This window comes from Achromobacter sp. FW305-C-28 (genome assembly GCF_058783235.1).
On sequence record NZ_JBYSYL010000003.1, the window covers coordinates 172,612 to 190,600 of the forward strand.

A 17,989-nucleotide genomic window follows, 5' to 3' on the forward strand; every position below is an offset into this window, starting at 1 on the left:
CTGCAATCACGGGCCAGCATCGGCCAAAAATTAGAATTTTCCAATGCTCTATCCGATCCGGATTGCGTAGCGTAAGCGGGCAATTTCCGGATCGGTGCTTTTGGCTTTGTCGATAGTCCGCGGGTTTTGGGCGGGTTGCGTGTCGGCTGTCCTGGCAACGGTTGTGGTTTCACCCCTTGCCGAGTCTTGCCCGCCATGTCGACGTTACGCCGCCCGATTGCCTGGTTGTTGGTCTTTGCGCAGATCTGGACGCCCGTCCTGGCGCAGACCTTGCCGATTTCGGTGGATCAGAACGTGGCCGGGCAGAAGCCCGTGGTGGGCGTGGCGGGCGGCGTGCCGGTGGTCAACATCGCGCCGCCGTCGGCCGGTGGCGTGTCCAATAACCGCTACACGCAGTTCAACGTCGGTCCGTCCGGCGTGGTGCTCAATAACAGCGGCGCGGCCAGCCAGACGCAAGTGGCGGGGCAGGTGGCGGGTAACCCCATGCTGGGCAACCAGCGCGCCACCACCATCCTGAACCAGGTCACGGCCCCCAATCCCTCGCAACTGCGCGGGATGCTGGAAGTGGCCGGCAATCGCGCCAACGTCATCGTTGCCAACCCGGCCGGCATCACCTGCAACGGTTGCGGGTTTTTGAATGCCAACCGCGCCACGCTCACCACCGGCAAGCCGGTCGTCGGGCCGGACGGCACGCTGGGCTTTGACATCGCCAGCGGGCGTTTGGCCATTGAAGGCGCGGGTCTGTACGGCGCCAACCTAAGCCAGCTGGACCTCTTGGCCCGCACGCTGGAGTTGAACGCCCAGGTCTGGGCGGACCGCCTGAACGTGGTGGCTGGGCCGGCGCGGGTGGGCTACGAAGGTATCGACGTGTCGGCCCTGACCGGCGCTGGTGCTACGACTGGCGTATCCATCGACGTGGCAGCCCTGGGCGGCATGTACGCCAACAGCATCCGGCTCATCGGCACGGAAGCGGGCGTCGGCGTCAATATCGGCGGCAACCTGGCTGCGCTGACGGGCACGCTGACCGTCAGCGCCAACGGCGACGTCAAGATTCTGCCGTCCGGCCGCATGCAGGCCGCCACCGACCTGTCGGTGCAAAGCGGGCGCGACATCGTCAATGACGGCACGGTCGCGGCGGGCGGCGCGCTGGCGCTCAGCGCGCCTGGTTCAGTTGCCAACACTGGCGCCATGTCCTCGGCGGGCAACGCCAGCATCGTGGCGCGCCAACTGGATAACCGTGGTGCCCTCACGGCGGGCTTGCAGGCCGATGGTTCCATCAGCCCCTTGGGCACGCTGAGTGTGCAGGTCACAGGCTTGCAGAATGCGGGCACGCTGATGGCAGGCGGCAATGCAACGGTTACGGCCGATGCGTTGAACCTGTCGGGCGGAAAATTCGTTGCGGGCGGTGCGTTGACGCTGGATGCCAACGGTGCAATCTCCAATCGCGCCGGTTCGGTATACGGCGGCTCGGTGCTGCTGCGCGCGTCCAGCCTGGATAACTCCGGCGGCAAGCTCACCAGCGGCGGAGCCTTGACGGCCAACGTCGCGGGCGCGGTCGACAACACCGCCGGCACCCTGGCGGGCGCTGGCGCGGTGGCCATCACCGGCCAATCCATCGTCAATACGGCAGGCGGCGTCGTCTCGGGCGACAGCGTCGCGCTGAGGGGAACGGCCGGCATCAACAACCAAGGCGGTTCCGTCCAAGCCAACGGCGCGCTGCGTGTGGAAACGGCAGGCGCCGTGAACAACCAAGGCGGCAAGCTTCTGGGCGGCACGGCCGATATCCAGGCGGCCAGCCTGGACAACCGCAACGGCGTTGCGCAGGCGGACGGCAAGCTCACCGTCGCCAACACCGCCGCCTTGCAGAACCAGGGCGGCGGCCTGTACGGCGGCTCGGCGGATATCAAGGCAGCCAGCCTGTCCAACACGGGCGGCAAGGTGGTCAGTGGCGGGGCGCTGGACGTCAGCACTACTGGCAACCTGGACAACATCGACGGCACGGTCGCCGCACAAGGCCAGGCCAGCCTGAACGCGCAAACCCTGTCCAACACGCGTGGCCTGATTGCCGCCGGCAATCTGACGCTCAAGACACAAGGCCTGCTAGACAACAGTGCCGGCCTGATCCAGGCCGACAACCTCGTGGCCCTGACGGCCGGCAGCCTGAACAACCGCGACACGCTCGCCAATGGCCTGGCCGGCGCGGGCGCGGCATCGCCGTCCCAAGCAGGCGCAACGCCTACCTCGATCAGCGCCTTGGGCGTGATGGGCAATCAGGTCACAGTCAACGCCCAGACCATCGACAACCAATCCGGCCGCATTGGCGCGGGTCAAGACCTGGGCGTTGCCACCGGCACGCTCAACAACACGTCCGGCAACGTGTCGTCCGACGCCAACGCCAAGCTCGCGGTCAACCGCCTGACCAACAGCAACGGCGCGGTGACGGCCGGCAATTCGCTGGAACTGACCACCGACAATCTGGACAACGACGGCAAGCTCCACGCGGGCCAGGACCTGAAGATCACCGCCAACACTTTGACCAACCGCGCCACCGGCGAACTGATCGCCCTGCGTAACAACACCTTGGTCATTGGCGGCCTGCTGACCAACGCGGGCCTGATCGACGGCGGCTACACCCGCATCACCGCAGGCAGCCTCACCAACACCGGCCGCCTCTACGGCGACCGCATCGGCATCCAGACGCCGGTGCTCGTCAACGACCCCAACGCCGTCATCGCGTCGCGCGGCGACCTGGACCTGGGCGTGGGCACGCTGACCAATCGCGAGCATGCGCTGATCTACTCGGCGGGCGACCTGCGCGTGGGCGGGGCGCTGGACGCAACGGGCAAGGCAACGGGCCAGGCGCAGTCGCTGGTCAATGAGTCGGCCACCATCGAAGCCGAACGCAACGCCGACATCGCGGCGGCCAGCATCCATAATCGCAACCTGCACTTCGCCAGCGAAACCGTCGAAGTCGGCCGCGAAGCCAAGCTCTACTACCGATTGGAGAACGCCACGGAGTTCTTGGACGGCTCCAAATTGTGGCTGTGTGATTCGGTCACCACGGCCTGCGGCAAAGACCCGGTGACATTCCTGGAGGACGATTCCGAGCGCCGCCTGCTGCTGCCGTCCGACAAGTATCCTGAGTCTCGCTACGGTCCGCCGTTCGACTACGTTCAGGGCGTAAGGGGCAAAGAGGGCCTAGACGCGCCGATTCCGCCGGCCTATCTGCCGGACCCCTACGTGTGCGGTCCGGGTGGGGACGCTTGCAACTACGAAAAGGGCGGCCCCCGCTACAAGGCGGGCGACGGCGTGTGGCGCGTATTCGGCGTGGCCGAACCCATCCCCGTGCCGCCCATGGTCGAGGTCAAGTGCAACATCAACCAGACCTGCCAGGTTTCGACGCCGGAACGCGACCAGGCCTTGGCGACCAACGAAGCTCGCCATAAGGAACTGGAAGGCAAGATCTACGCCTTCAACGCGGATTTCAACAGCCGGCTGGTCAAGAACTTCTTCTACTACAAGGTGGAAGAGGTCGTTTTGGAAAGCCGTACGATTTCGACGGATCCCGCCAAGATCATCGTGGGCGGCGCGGCCAAGTTCACCGGCACGGTGACCAATGACAAGAGCCGCATCGTTGCGGGCGGCACCTTGTCGGCGGTGGGGCCTGCGATCAACAACCTGGGCGCCGAAGGTCTCCGTTCAATCGAGCGGACAGGTTCCGAAGTCCGGACCGTAGTCAAGGGCGGCGGCCGTGACGAACGCTGGTCTGACTACAAAGATGTAGTAGCGCCCGAGCGCATTGATCTGGCCATCGCGAGTTCCGATGGCAATACCGCGCTGCCTGCCACCGGCAACCAGAAGCCGGGGGGCATCAATGTGACCAGCCCGTTTCAACCTGCGCAGTTGATGGAAATCGGCACACCCGGTAAGTTTGTGATCCGCGTGCCGACCCTGCCGCCGGTCATTCCGACCAGCGCGTTGTATCGCGTCATGCAGGCACCCAGCGCGCCGTACCTGATTGCCACCGACCGCCAGTTCCTCGGCTCGCGCACGATCACGTCCAGCGACTACTTGCTGCGCCAACTCAACCAGAACAGCAGCTACGTCCTCAAGCGCCTGGGGGACGGCTTCTATGAACAGAAGCTGGTGGCCGAGCAGATCATGCTGGCCAGCGGCCAGCGCTTCGTGGGCGACTACACCGACAGCGAAACCCAGTACAAGGCGCTGCTCACTGCAGGCGCAGACTTCGCCGGCAAGTTCGACCTGACCGTCGGCACTGCGCTGACTGAAGAGCAGATGCGCCACCTGACGGGCGACATCGTCTGGTTGGTGGAACAGACCGTCACGCTGCCCGATGGCACCCAACAAAAGGCACTGACGCCGCAGGTCTACCTGGCCGTCAAACCAGGCGACTTGCGTGGCGACGGTACGTTGATCGCCGGCCGTGACACGCATATCACCGTTACCGGTGACGTCGCCAACAGCGGCACCATCGGCGCACGCAGTGCATTGATCGTTGATGCTCAGAACGTGCGCAACACCGTGGGTTCAATGCAGGGCAAGACCGTAAACCTGAACGCCCGCAACGACATCGACAACATTGCCGGGTTGCTCAAGGGCGACAAGGTCGCCCTGAGCGCGGGGCGCGATATCAATCTGCTGGCCACTACGCAATCGAATGCCAGCGGCGGGGTGAGCAGCACGCGTGTGGATGGCGTGGCTCGCATCGATGCCGGCGATCTGAATGTGCAAGCCGGCCGCGACATCAATGCCCAGGCAGCCGGCGTCTTCGCTAGTGGCGATGCGCGCATCAAGGCAGGCAACAACATCAATCTGACCACCGTCCAGGAGGAGTACGCGGAGTCGTACAACTACGGCTCGAAGAACCGGTCTGCAATGCGTTCAACCACCGAGGTTGGATCACGCATCGTCGCGGACGGGAACCTGACGCTGATGGCAGGCCAGGACGTGAATGCCCGCGCGGCCGAGGTCACCTCGGACAAGCAACTGGCCGTGGGCGCCGGGCGCGATATCACAGTGGCCGCCGGCACTAGCAGAAATTACGCCTACAACGAGACCTACTACAAGAAGCGCGGATTCCTGTCGAGCAAGAGCGAACACCGCAAGACCGAGGCGGACTGGACGACGTCGGCTTCCTCGACCTTCACGGGTGACACCACGGTGCTGATGGCTGGCCGCGACCTGAACGTCGTCGGCTCCAATGTGGCGGCCCAGAACGACCTTGTCATGTCGGCCGACCGCAACGTCAATATCGTGGCGGCGCAGAACACGTCCGAAGAGTATCAGTACGAGAAAATCAAGAAGTCGGGCTTAGGAGCGATGGGCGGCTTGAGCTATGGATCACGCCAACAGACCGACATTCTCGAAGGCGACAAGGTGCTGCATACCGCGAGCACGGTGGGCAGTGTCCAGGGCAATACGCTCATCAACGCTGGCAAGTCGCTAAATGTCGTCGGCAGCAATGTACTGGCGCGCGAAGGCGATGTGACGATGATGGGCCGTGACGTGAATATCACGGCCGCGATCGATACCGCCCGCGAGAAGGAGTTCCACGAGGTCAAGCAGAGCGGGTTGAGCATCAACGCGAGTACGCCACTCTTGAGTGCGATGCAGACCGCCAGCAAGATGGGCGACGCGGCGGGTAAGACCGACAACAAGGTCATGCAGGGGCTAGCGCTGGCTACGGCCGGATTGGCTGGCGTCAATGCCTATGACGCGATCCAAGCCAATCCCAGCACGGCGGGCGGCCTGAACATCAATATCGACCTGGGATCAAGCAAGAGCCAAAGCACCACAAAGCGAGAGTCCTCGTCGGTTCGCGGCTCTAACGTGGCTGCTGGTGGCGACCTGACCGTTGTCGCGCGAGGCGGAGGGCAGGATTCCAACGTAACGGTGACAGGATCGAGTCTGTCGGCCGGTAACAACGCGGCCATCAAGGCGGACGGTGACATTGTTCTGCGCGCCGCCCAGAACACCTTCGAGCAGCACAGCACGAACCAGAGCACCAACGCCAGCATCGGCGTCGGCGTGACCTTGGGCTCGAATGGGGTCGGCTTCACGCTGAACGTAGCGGCCAGTGCCGCGCGCGGCAAGGCCGATGGCAAGGACACCAGCTGGACCAGCAGCACCGTGACAGCGGGCAATGTGCTTGGCCTGCAGTCGGGTGGCGACACGTCGCTGATAGGCGCCATCGGTCAGGCTGACCAGATCGTGGCGTCGGTCGGCAACAACCTGCGCATCGAGACCTTGCAGGACATAAGCACCTACGCGTCCAAACAGCAAAGTGCGGGCTTTGCAGGCAGTCTTTGCTACGGCTATTGCACCAGCAGCATATCGGCCAACGTGTCGCAAGGCCAGATGAAAAGCGACTTCAAGTCCGCCACGGAACAGGCGGGTCTGAAGGCCGGCGACGGCGGCTTCATCGTCGATGTCAAGAACAACACGACGCTGATCGGTGGAGTCATCGCCAGCAGCGACAAGGCCGTGACCGACGGGCTGAACCTGCTGGCGACGGGCACGTTGGTGACCGAGAACCTGAAGAACAGCGCCAGCTACAAGGCCAGCCAGGTCGGGATCAGTGGGGGGTACGGGTGGGGCGGCTCGGGCGGCAAAGAAGGCGGCAACGATGCAGGCCTAGGTACGGATGCCAAGGGCAACGTGGCCAGTGGCTCGAAGGCGCAGCCGGGCACGCACGTGCCGCAGACATCGGGCGGCCTGGGAATGGGAACCCCGGGGGTGGCCGCCGCCAGCGGGCGGGGCGGCTCGACCACGTATAGCGCGATCAGCGGCGGCACGGTCGTGATCCGCGACGAGGTCGCTCAGCAGAATCTGTCGGGAACGACGGTGGCCCAGACGATTGCCTCGCTCAACCGTGACACGTCGTCCGATACGTTGAACGCGCTCAAACCGATCTTTGACAAGGAGAAGATCGAAGCGGGGTTCGAGATTGTGATGGAGTCTCAACGGCAGGTAGGGCAGTTCCTGACGAATCGGGCGAAGGAAGCCAAGGCGCTGGAAGATGCGCTGAAGAATGAGCCCGAAGGACCGCGTCGAGATCAATTGCAGCAGGCCTTTGAGGATGCGAAAGCGTGGGCCCCGGGCGGCGAGAGCCGTCGTTGGCTGACCGCGATCATGGGGGCTGTGACCGGCAATGTGACGGGCGCGGCGGGTGACGCGATACAGGCTGTTGCGGTCAACTATTTGCAAGGGTTGGCGGCGTCCCAGGTAAAGGAGATCCTCTCGGCACTGGGAGAAGGGCCGCAGGCGGAAGCTGCACGGGCGGCAATGCACGCGATCGTGGGGTGCGCGGGCGCTGCGGGGAAGGGCAGCGATTGCGCTGCGGGGGCATTGGGCGCGGGTTCCGGTGCTGTGCTTAATGCGTTGCTAGGCGGCGATGCATCAAAAATGACCCCGAAAGAGAAGGAGGTGCGTCGCAACTTGATCGGCTCGCTGGTCGCGGGAATCGCGCAAGCGTCTGGCGTGTCCGGTGCCGAGGCGGTGTTTGCGGCGATCAATGAGACGGAAAACAACGCCTTGAGCGTGTTGGAACATCAAGCGCGAATTCAAGAAAAGGCGCAATGCAATTTCGACAAGATATGCGAAAAACGTGTCGCGAAAAAGTATCAGGGGATCGACACTGAGAATCGAAAGGCATTGGCCCAGTGCGCGAGCTTGGACATTTGTAAGGCAGAAATAGAAGCAGCAGCGGCGCGGCTCGGGGAGTACGGCAGCCGAATTGCGAATTTGGAAGAAAAGCTGCGTATGGAGGGCGGGCTGAGCGCTTCCGAACTGGAGGAGTGGTCACTTCTAAAGATGTCCGCGTCGTTGTTGCTTGATGTTGATCGCAATGCTGCGATCAAGAATTACCTTTTGCTGGGAGGCGATCAGGCCAGGCAGCTTGCGTGGGATGAAATAGGTAAGGCGGGTGTGACAGGGGCGGCAGCGGCGGTGGGCGCTGTCGGCTCTAATAAGACGTCGGTTGCAGGAGTGAAAGGTAGTGGATCACCAGTATCCTCTACACTTCCGAAGAATTTTGGCGAGTCAGTTCTCGGTCATAACACTCAAATCGGAGTGCGAAATAGTAAAGCGGGGACGATCTCTGGTGCTCACAATCGCGATGCCTTCTTAGAATCGGTTGAAATAACCGGCGCGAGAATTTCCAACAAAATTACGGACGTCAGTTATCCAGGTCTTGTCGAATATAGCTATCAGTTGCCTAGAACCAATACTAAGGGCGAATTGATCGGTGGATATAAACCCATATCCACGAAAACAACATACGATCCAAAGGTTTTATCAGATAGTAAGGTGGCTGATATGTCTAGTCGTGCTGCTCTTCAAGCCGATTCTTTGTTTATAGCCAATCCTTCGTTGAGAGAGGTCAGCATTAAAATTGATGGTTATTATTTTCAGGTTACACGTAATAATAAGACGGGGGAAGTAACAAACTCCTTTATAACTATGCCGCCGAGGATAAAATGATGGCTAATCTGACTTGGCTTGGAAATCTCAAGGAGTCATTTGCTTCAACTGGACTGGATTATGAGGATCTCTACGAATTGATAGAGGCTTCTATAGCTAGAGGTAGGACTAGCTTTCCAGCGTTTATATATGATGCTTCGAGGGGCTTCGGTTTCTCTGTAAGTGAAGGTTTTTTTTACTCTCTTGATCAAGACTGGGATAATCCTGAGAATTTCAATGAGGTTAGCTTTTTTCTGGGCGAAGTGGAGACCTCAAGTATTTCGATATCTGACTTTGTATTTTTGATGAAAATTGCAGCTAGTGTTTATTCTGCTTTCTTTCCGAATGAAGGGGGCGGTGTTCTAAGATCTGCTGAAAAACTGGAAGAGCGATATTTAAAGAGGCCTACAGTCTAGGCGCAAGTAAGGTGTCAGATTGAGTTAATAAGGAATGAGGCTACGCTTTTGGCCTGAAGAAGCCGCAATGGAAACGTAGTCTGAGTTGATGGGCTAAAGGAGATTTGACCTCCTCCCCCGAAGTGGACAGTCTCAGGCTGAAATAAAAATAAGATACCGTCTTGCCCGTCAAGCGTTTAGCCGTAGTCGGGGCGGTATGGTGAGCGTGTTTTTAGTACACCGAAGCACAGATGAGCGAGCTTTCTCATAGCAGCCCCGAGTGCGGACATCTTGCTTTTGCCTGCCAGCAGAAGTCGGGCGTATAGCGCTTGGACGTGAGGGTTAAAGCGTGTTCCTACAATCGCGGCCATGTAAAGCGTCGCTCTCACGCGTGGTGGACCGGCCTTGGACAGGCAAGGCCGGCCATTCAGGCTGGTTCCCGATTGTCGGTGCACGGGAATCAGGCCCAGATATGCCGCCAGGCCCTCTGCGGAGTCGATACGCCGGTTGTGCATGATCGACAGGATCGCGTTTGCCGCTTGCGGTCCGATGGCAGGGATGGTGATGAGCAAATCCCGATCTGCTTTCAAGTCTGGATGCCCGTCGATATGCTCGTCAATGGCGCGATCCAACCGCTTGATCTCCTCGCGCAAGAACGCGATGGCCTTGTCGATGGAGCTTTCAACCAACGCCGGTGGGCTGCTCAATTGCGTCTTTTCCTGGCGGTTGAGCTCTCGCAAGAGATCTTTGACCAAGGCTTCGCGCCGCGCCAGGAGTGCGCGTAGTTGTCTGGCATGCATGGGGGCCGGGTGCCACAGCGTAGGCTTGAGTGCTTGGCCATAACGGGCCAGGACGTAGCTGTCGATCCCATCGGTTTTGGAACGCACGGCCAATGCATCAGCAAAGTTGCGAACCTGCGCAGGATTAATCAGCGATACATTCATCGTTGCGTCATGCAGCGCTATGGCGGCCGGTTCGTGATATTGGCCTGTAGGTTCGAGCACGGCGTGAGTTTGCTCGGGCTGTGCGCCGTGTTTGATGCACCAGTCCAACAGCGTTTGCACGCCGGCGGCGGTGTTGGGTACGACCTTTGTCTTGCGTGTTGTGCCGTTGTCCATAAGCAGCAAGCAATCAAGCTTGGCCTTGGACACATCTATTCCCAGGAAGAACATGGACTTAGCTCCCATCACAATACTGAAGATGCCCGCTGCGCCCACTTGCTTTGTACATGCAGGGTCCCAATGCCCTAGGCTACCGTCCAGTGTCCAGCCGGCTCAGAAGAGCAGATCGAGGTTTAATCTTTATCGCAAAGTCCAAGCTTTCGGTGTCAGAGCAAACTCATCGAATCCGCAGTGGTGATAGCTAATCACCACAGGAACGAAGATACAAGGTGTCAGACTACGTTTTCGGCCCCACCTTTGTTCGTCAGCCGTTGAGGCGAGTGCCAGGCTGGCACAGTTACGTTCTTGGATAACTGTGCCATGGCTCCCAGGCTGCCCAGATTGATTGGGCCTCACTGCCCGCATCACGTTGTACCGCGAGGTCACAGCCGTCAAGCGGTATTTGTGTCGGCGGATGATTACGGCGCTTACCTGGCTGATATCAATGAGAAGAAAGTCGAACTAGGCGTGCAGTTGCACGCCTGCTGCCTGATGACGAATCACGTGCATCTTCTACTTACGCCAGGCGCCGCCATGAGTGGGGTAGCTCAGACTACGTTTTCGACACCGGCGTTCGCCGGATGGGGGCATTGCCTGCATCTCGGGCGTGTGCAATTGCGCTATCGTTTGGTCGCATCGCTGGGTGAGACACGCGATGAACATGAGGGAAGATGATCAAATGAAAATCACCGCTGTTTTCCCGGGCCTGCCCGACATCGCCGAGGCCAATCTTGCCGACTATGCGAAGTACTTCCTGGCGTACCGTAGAACAGATTGGGAGGCGGATGGGTGTGAAGCCCGGTTCACCTGTCGAATCGAGGGCGGCGAGGTGGTGCTTTTCGTCGTGGATTATTTCGGTAAGGGAATCTCTCTGCGCTATGACTGCAACGTGCCCAATGCCAGGGCGGGATCGTGCTGGTACAGCGTGGGGCAAGCCGAAGCAATGCAGGACATCGTGGATGCGGACACCGATCTCTATATTCCTTTGGGTTCTTGCCTGCCGCCGACGTTGGCGTTTGCCGTGCTGGATGATTTTTTCACGAATCCTTTGGAAAAATCCCACAAGGTCGCATGGGTGAATGCCGAGGACCTGGATTGGTCATCCATCGATTAGGCGGGCGCCAACCTCACGCACAACACCTCTGGAGAATAAGATGCCGTCCTGCCCGTCGAGCGTTTAGACGTAATCAGGGCAGATCAGTCTGTTGCTGAGCTAATTCATCCCTTCATTGATCTCACATGCCATGCCAATTTCTGCCGCTGACCTGATTGCGCAGTTTGACCTGCAGCCACACCCCGAAGGGGGCTATTTTCGTGAAACCTATCGTGCTTCCGACGCTATCCTGAGGCAGGCAGATGGGGCGCCGCGCTCCGCATCAACGGCGATCTATTACTTGTTGTGTGATGGGGCGTATTCCTCGTGGCACAGGATCGGCTCGGACGAAATCTGGCATTTCTACGCGGGCGATCCGCTCGAGGTGTGGGTGCTCAGCGAGGGCGAGGGGTTGACGGTCCACCGGCTGGGTAACCCGCTTACCCATTCGGGCAGCGTGTTCCAGGCCGTCGTGCCAGCGGGATGCTGGTTTGGTGCGCGCTGTGCGGCGCCTGAGCATCTCGCACTGGTGGGCTGCACGGTCGCGCCGGGTTTCGAGTTTTCTGAATTCGAACTGGCGGACGCGGCGGCGTTGGCCGCGGCGTTTCCAGAGTACGCAGAATCTGTTGCGCAGCTCGCGCCGCACCCGAAGGCATGAACGCAAATAGTGCACCGCTCATCGCGTATTCGGCGGCAATAAGCAAGGGGTCAGACCGGCACCGTTTTTGATGATCCGCATGTCAGGCCGCGATTCCCCTGCGGTCACTGAATTCGCTGATACGGTATGGGCATGGACAACGACAAGCATCACTCCAGAACGCGCATTATTTCCCAGCTCAAGACTCCCGGAGTATTCGGCGCCGTTTATGTGGTGACGATTATCCTGGCGGTCTTGTTCATCCCCAATTTGGCGGTCAAGAAAGGACTTGTCGGGCTGCTGGTCTTGAGCATGATTTTTCCGATCTTGCGCGAATGGTTGCCGTTGTTTCGGCCCTTGAGAACGTGGATGCTTCGGGCGACGGTTCGACTCATGCGCAAGTTGAGGGTGCTGCAGAAGATACCGGTGGATGTGATGGTCTGCTATGGCGCTACCGCCATTTTGTGGATCGTCACGTTGGCGCTGGGTATTGCCGTCGACATGAACCTCTTGCAGCAGCCGTGGGTCATGGGTGTGTCGTTGGCGTTGCTGACGTACGCAGCCTTGCGGAATATTTTTTTCATCGTGCGTTCAGTCTGGCGATGGAGCCGACCGTTCTGGGCATCGATTTATCTGCTGATCGGGTCGGTGGCGCTATGGACTGGCAGGGCGCAGGCGGCGCGTTTTACGCTGGAAATGACGGGAGAGCCCGCCGAGCGCTTTCCCAATTTCCTGGGGCTGCTTTCATCGGCGGCTTTTGTGCTGCACGTGATCCAGTACGCGGCGGTCCTGCTGGCGATCTTCGCGCTGGTGCAACTGTTGGTGATCATGTTGGGAGGATTCACCGGGGGTTTCAAGGCGCTCAAGAGGCCGTCCGCGAAAGATCGGACAGGATTCTGGGCGCGCCTGCGCACCGGCAAGAAATTCGCAAGCCCTCGCAAAGACGGTGAATTGCGGGCGCTTGGCACATTTCTCGCGCCGCTTGCCTACATTCTTTTTGCGATGATAGCGATGATCATGCCCGGCAGGATGATGGAAGCGCCGTCAACCCTGGCGGCGCTCTCCCATGTTCTTGTCGCGATGGAATATTCATCTGCAGGCGCATGCGCGGGTGAGCCAGGCCCTGGGTTATACGTGCGCATCGCCGACGATCGAGTGTCGAGCGCGCGCAGGCGCGGCAGTGGATATGCCTTTGATACTGTCGCCTGCGCCAAGCCGGGCCGGGGTTAATAGTGGCTACGCCACACGACTGGCGCTTGGCTTTTCATGCCCACCGCGCCTCGCTCGACCCCAACGCACTCGCTGGGAAATCCCACACTTCAGGGATGTCCCCCACCCGCAGCGGTGCATTGACGCGCCGCACCGGGCCCCAAGACGTTTCTTCAATCGCCGCCGTCAGGTCCTGCGGTGTTTCGGGCGCCAAGGCCGGTCCGCCCTGCAATGCGCCCGCATGCGCCACCAGCACCCGCGCCGTCCGTGCCAACGAGGCCCGGGCGCTGCTGCCCACGCCGCTCGCGTAGCGTTCCGTCAGGCCGCGCAGCGCTGCCGCGGCCATCAGGTAGCCGGTGGCGTGGTCGATGGCCTGGCAGGGCAGCGGCACGGGGCGGTCGCTGCCTGCCGCGCGCATGCCGGCATCCGCGATGCCGGTGCTCATCTGCACCAGGCTGTCGAAGCCGCGCCGGCCGTGCCAGGGGCCAGTCCAGCCGTAGGCGTCCAGCGAGACATCCACCAGCGCGGGGTTGAGGGCGCGGCGGCGGTCGGCGCCCAGGCCCAGGCGGGCCAGGGCATCGGGGCGGTAGCCGTGGATCATCACATCGGCCTGGCCCAGTAATTGTTCGAGCACGGCGCGGTCGGTGGGGTCTTTCAGGTTGAGCCGCGCGCAGCGCTTGCCCAGCACCACTTCGGGCACGGTGCCGGGTTCTTCCCAGCCGATGGGGTCGATGCGCAGCACGTCGGCGCCAAAGCCCGCCAGAAAGCGCGTGGCGACGGGGCCGGCCAGGATGCGGGTCAGGTCCAGCACGCGGATGCCTTGCAGCGGGCGCTGGCGGGGAATCTGCCAGCGCGGGCGGGCGGCTTCAGGGCCAGGGGCGCGGTGCAGCAGCGGTTCGGCGGCCACGCTGCGGCCCTGGGCGTGCGCCGCCCAGGCATCCAGGCTGCGCATGGCCGCGGCGCAACCGTTGCGTTCGACCACGGCCGCTTCCAGGTCGTCGGCGCGCCAGCGGGCCACGGCCTGGGCGACGGCGTCGCGCTCGGCCGCGACACCCAGCACGGCCAGGGCGGCGTCGCGATGATGGGGGGCGTTGGTGTGCAGCCGTATCCAGCCGTCGGAGGCCAGATAGTCGCCCGCCACCGCATCCCAGAGCGGCGGGGACGTCCAGCCGACGGGGCGCAGGGTGGTGCCGAACCACAGGGAGGCCAAGCGCCGGTCGACTTGCACGGGCGCCAGGTCGCCTGACCCGGCAGCGGCGAGTTCCGCCAGCGCCAGGCCGGCGGCGCCGATGGCGGCGGTGGCGAAGTCGGTGACGGCAAAGGCGGACGCCAGCGCGCCGTGGCCCGTGACGCTGACACCGGGCAAGTGGGCAGCGTCGCCGCCCGCGGCGAGCCAGAACTGGCGCAGGTAATCGGCGAAGGCGGGGGGCGGCAAGGTCGGATCGTGGCGGGGGGCGGACATGGCGTTTCCTGGTTCATCAAGCGATGTCGACAGCCTATTCTTCTGGTTTTAATTGTCAATATTGATTAAATTAATCAACTTATCGAGCGGGCTGCCTGCAGACCGACTGTCGCGTTGGGCCGTCGCTCGTGACTCCGTGGCCTTTCGTCCCCCTGCGCTCCATGCCCAACCACCTGTCCTCTTCCGAAGCCGCCGCCCGCCTGGGGGTGTCGCGCCAGACGCTGTACGCCTATGTCAGCCGCGGCCTGCTGCATGCCGAAGCGGGCGACAGCCACCGTGAAAGCCGTTACCTGGCCGACGACGTCGAACGGCTGGCCGCGCAGCGCACGCGGGGCCGCAAGCCCAAGGAAGTCGCCAAGGCGACGCTGAGCTGGGGGCTGCCGGTGCTGGAATCGGCCGTCACGCTGATCGAAGACGGGCAGATGTACTACCGCGGCGTCAACGCGGTGACGCTGGCCGAGTCGGATTCGGTGGAGGCCGTGGCGGCGCATCTGTGGCAGTGCGATGCGCGCACCGCGTTCGGCGGGCCCGCGCTGCCGTGGCCCGACGGGCTGGCCGGTTTGCTCGCGCAGCATCGCGGGCAGCGCGCGGAAAGCTCGCTGCTGCCGCTGTTCACCGCGGCCAGCGACGACGATGCGACCGCGTTGTGGCAAGGCGCGGCGGCGCGCCAGGCTCAGGGGTGCGGTGATCTGGTGCGCATGCTGGCCGCGTGCCTCTTGCAGGCGCCGCCGGATACCTCGCCGATTCACGTGCAGTGCGCCCGCGCCTGGGGCCTGGATGCCGCCGGCGCGGACCTGGTCCGGATGGCGCTGGTGCTCAGTGCAGACCACGAATTGAACGCATCGAGTTTCACCGCGCGCTGCATCGCATCTACCGGCGCCAGCCTGCGCGCAGGCATCGTCGGCGGCCTGGCGGCCCTGACGGGCGGGCGCCATGGCGGCACCACGGCACGCGTCGAAGCGCTATGGGACGAGTGGGACCGCGGCGGCGACGCCAGCGCGACCTTGCGCGAGCGCCTGGCGCGCGGCGAAGACCTGCCGGGTTTCGGCCACCATCTCTACCCGGGCGGCGATCCGCGCGCGATCGCCATGCTGGGCCGCATCCTGCCACAGCGCGGGGCATGGCAGTCGTTCATCGACCAGGCGTTCACGCTGGTGGGGCAGCGTCCGTCGTTGGACTTCGCGCTGGTGGCGGTGCGCCGCCACCTGGGGCTGCCGGCGGGCGCGGCATTCGGCCTGTTCGCGCTGGGCCGCTCGATCGGCTGGCTGGCGCATGGGCTGGAGCAGCGCGGCAGCCAGAATGTGATCCGGCCGCGCGCGGCGTATACCGGGGTGCGGCCGGAAAAGCCGGCTTAGGCGTCTGCCTGCGACAGCGTCACCTGCCCGAACGTCATCCATACATACGCCGTGTCCGACGCCTGTGCGCGATACGCGCCGCTGGCTTCGCCCAGGCGCATGGCGACGGCGGTGAATTCCCAGGCCTGTTCGTCTTCGCAGGCCACCTGGCGGGTGGTGTAGGCGGGCAGGCCATGGGCTTGGCCGAAGGCCTGCGCCAACTGGGCATGCTCGGCCAGTTCGGCGGGCACGGACGGGTGGTCCCAGCCCCACAGGAAGGTGCCGTCGGCGCTGTTGGTGGTGCCGACGATCTGCACCGGCGCGCGGGCGATCATGCCGCCGGGCAGCTGGAATACGATCAGGCCGCTGTCCATGTCCACGGACCATTGCTCGGCTTCGTCCAGGTGCCAGGTGCCGCAGTGCGCGGCGGTGGCGGCGCGCAGGCCTTCCAGGCTCTGGGCGATGTAGGTGGTGGGGTCAAAGGCTTGGGTGTTGTCGGACATGCGAGGGTTCGGCAAGTGAGAAAACCGATAGCGTACCTGCAAGGGCGGCGGCTTGCCCATGCCTGGCCGCGCGGTCGGATGCCCGTCCCAGGGGGCAAGCGCCTGGCCGCGCCGCCTCGCGCGGCCGGGCTCCGGTCCCGCGCCGCTACGCGGCCACGTTGAACCGCTGCGCCAACTGATCGCACTGCCTGGCCAGCAAGGCCGCGTCGACCCCCACCGCCGTGAACAGGCTGCCCGCGGCCATGTAGCGCCGCGCCAGCGTTTCGTCCACGGTCAGCACGCCGGGCGCCTTGCCCGCCTGACGAATACGGGTGATGGCGGATTCGACCGCGGACACCACCTTGGGGTGGCCGGGCTCGCCGGGGTAGCCCAGGCTGGCGGCCAGGTCGGCCGGCCCGATGAAGACACCGTCCACGCCGTCGACGGCCACCATGGCGTCCAGCTGCTCCAGCGCTTCGCCGGTTTCGGCCTGGATCAGCAGGCACAGTTCGTCTTCGCAGCGCTGCATGTAGTCGGCGACGCGGCCATAGCGGGTGGCGCGCACGGTGCCGCCCACGCCGCGTACGCCTCGCGGCGCATAGCGCATGCCGGCCACGGCGTGTTCGGCTTCGGCGGCGTTCTGCACGTAGGGCAGCAGCAGGGTCTGCGCGCCGATGTCCAGGTAGCGCTTGATCTGCAGGTTGTCGTTCCAGGTCGGGCGTACGACGGGATGGCAGGGGTACGCAGCCACTGCCTGCAACTGCGCCATCACCGTGGGCAGCAGGGCGGGTGAATGCTCGGTATCCAGCAGCAGCCAGTCAAAGCCGGACCCGGCCACGAGTTCGGCGCTGTTGGGGTTGGCCAGCGTGACCCACAAGCCGGTCTGGTGGCGTTGGTCGCGCAGGGCCCGCTTGAATGCGTTGAGGGGAAGTTGCACGGCCGGCTCCTTACGAGAAATGCACCGAGATGCTGCCCAGCGGACCGTAGTCCGCATGGATGGTGTCGCCCTTGGCGACCGCGACGGTGCGGGTGAACGAGCCGGCCAGCACGACGTGGCCGGCTTGCAGGCCGGTGTCGTGCTGCGCGAGTTTATTGGCCAGCCAGACGATGCCCATGGCCGGGTGCCCCAGCACGGCGGCGGACACCCCCGACTCTTCGATGACGCCGTTCTTCAAGAGCAGCGTGCCGACCCAGCGCAGGTCCACGTCCAGCGGCCGTACGGGGCGGCCGCCCAGGATGATGCCGGCGCAGGCGGCGTTGTCGGCGATGTTGTCGACGATGCGGCGCGGGTACTTGCTGCGCCCATCGATCAGTTCCAGCGCCGGCACTACGTAGTCGGTCGCGTCCAGCACGTCGAACAGCGTCACGTCCGGGCCCTTGAGCGGCTTGCCCAGCACGAAGGCAAGCTCGACTTCCACGCGCGGCACGATGAGTTTGTCGGTGGCGATGGTGTCGCCATCCTGGAAGAACATGCTGTCCAGCAAATGGCCGTAGTCGGGCTCGTTGATGCCGACGGTGCTTTGCATAGCCTTGGACGTCAGGCCGATCTTATGGCCGCGTAACCGCGCGCCGGCCGCCAGCTTGGCGGCAATGATGCGTTGCTGGATGGCGTAGGCATCGTCGATCTCGATGCCGGGAAAGGCCTGGTCCAGCTGGGTGGTGGGCATGCCGGTGCGTTCGGCCTCGATCAGCAGGTCGGCAGCGCGTTGGCGGGAGGCTTCGTTCAACATGGGGCT

General features: G+C 63.0%; 11 protein-coding genes. 6 read left to right on the top strand and 5 right to left on the bottom strand.

The window, feature by feature from the left end:
• The first annotated feature begins 195 nt into the window (after nt 1-195).
• Entirely contained in the window at nt 196-8,502 is an 8,307-nt protein-coding gene (locus tag AC3WMR_RS09565) for a hemagglutinin repeat-containing protein (RefSeq protein ID WP_492281568.1), read from the top strand.
• Complete coding sequence (locus AC3WMR_RS09570; RefSeq protein WP_492262882.1) at nt 8,502-8,897, top strand: hypothetical protein; 396 nt, start codon at nt 8,502-8,504, stop codon at nt 8,895-8,897. Before AC3WMR_RS09565 ends, AC3WMR_RS09570 begins: the two co-directional genes overlap by 1 nt.
• Nucleotides 8,898-9,073: 176 nt before the next feature.
• Here the strand turns inward: AC3WMR_RS09570 and AC3WMR_RS09575 are convergent, their stop codons facing one another.
• Entirely contained in the window at nt 9,074-10,048 is a 975-nt protein-coding gene (locus tag AC3WMR_RS09575) for an IS110 family RNA-guided transposase (protein WP_492262883.1), read from the bottom strand.
• Nucleotides 10,049-10,715: 667 nt separating this feature from the next.
• On the opposite strand from AC3WMR_RS09575, the gene AC3WMR_RS09580 reads away from it, so the two are divergent.
• From AC3WMR_RS09580 to AC3WMR_RS09590, 3 genes are all read left to right on the top strand, one after another.
• Nucleotides 10,716-11,150 (top strand): hypothetical protein, encoded by a 435-nt coding sequence (locus AC3WMR_RS09580; RefSeq protein ID WP_492262884.1) that lies wholly within the window; start codon nt 10,716-10,718, stop codon nt 11,148-11,150.
• Nucleotides 11,151-11,280: 130 nt separating this feature from the next.
• Nucleotides 11,281-11,787 carry a cupin domain-containing protein gene (locus AC3WMR_RS09585; protein ID WP_492262885.1) on the top strand — a complete coding sequence of 169 codons (507 nt, stop codon included), beginning with the start codon at nt 11,281-11,283 and terminating at the stop codon, nt 11,785-11,787.
• A 132-nt stretch (nt 11,788-11,919) separates the two neighbouring features.
• Nucleotides 11,920-12,996: a hypothetical protein gene (locus AC3WMR_RS09590; protein WP_492262886.1), complete on the top strand. Its 1,077-nt coding sequence runs from the start codon at nt 11,920-11,922 to the stop codon at nt 12,994-12,996.
• Nucleotides 12,997-13,030: 34 nt separating this feature from the next.
• Here AC3WMR_RS09590 and AC3WMR_RS09595 read toward each other — a convergent pair whose 3' ends face one another.
• Entirely contained in the window at nt 13,031-14,437 is a 1,407-nt protein-coding gene (locus tag AC3WMR_RS09595; RefSeq protein WP_492262887.1) for a CoA transferase, read from the bottom strand.
• A 161-nt stretch (nt 14,438-14,598) separates the two neighbouring features.
• Between AC3WMR_RS09595 and AC3WMR_RS09600 the strand changes: the two genes are divergently transcribed.
• The gene (locus AC3WMR_RS09600; protein ID WP_492262888.1) at nt 14,599-15,792 is read left to right on the top strand and encodes a citrate synthase family protein; all 1,194 of its coding nucleotides are present in this window, start codon (nt 14,599-14,601) and stop codon (nt 15,790-15,792) included.
• On the opposite strand, the gene AC3WMR_RS09605 is transcribed toward AC3WMR_RS09600, so the two are convergent.
• The 3 genes from AC3WMR_RS09605 to hpaH form a co-directional block, all read right to left on the bottom strand.
• On the bottom strand, nt 15,789-16,274 hold the full coding sequence (locus AC3WMR_RS09605; RefSeq protein ID WP_492262889.1) for a DUF6882 domain-containing protein: 486 nt from the start codon (nt 16,272-16,274) through the stop codon (nt 15,789-15,791). The two genes, AC3WMR_RS09600 and AC3WMR_RS09605, sit on opposite strands and share 4 nt — an antisense overlap.
• Before the next feature lie 145 nt (nt 16,275-16,419).
• Entirely contained in the window at nt 16,420-17,190 is a 771-nt protein-coding gene (locus tag AC3WMR_RS09610; RefSeq protein ID WP_492262890.1) for an aldolase/citrate lyase family protein, read from the bottom strand.
• A 10-nt stretch (nt 17,191-17,200) separates the two neighbouring features.
• Entirely contained in the window at nt 17,201-17,983 is a 783-nt protein-coding gene (hpaH, locus tag AC3WMR_RS09615; protein ID WP_492262891.1) for a 2-oxo-hept-4-ene-1,7-dioate hydratase, read from the bottom strand.
• Nucleotides 17,984-17,989: the final 6 nt, after the last annotated feature.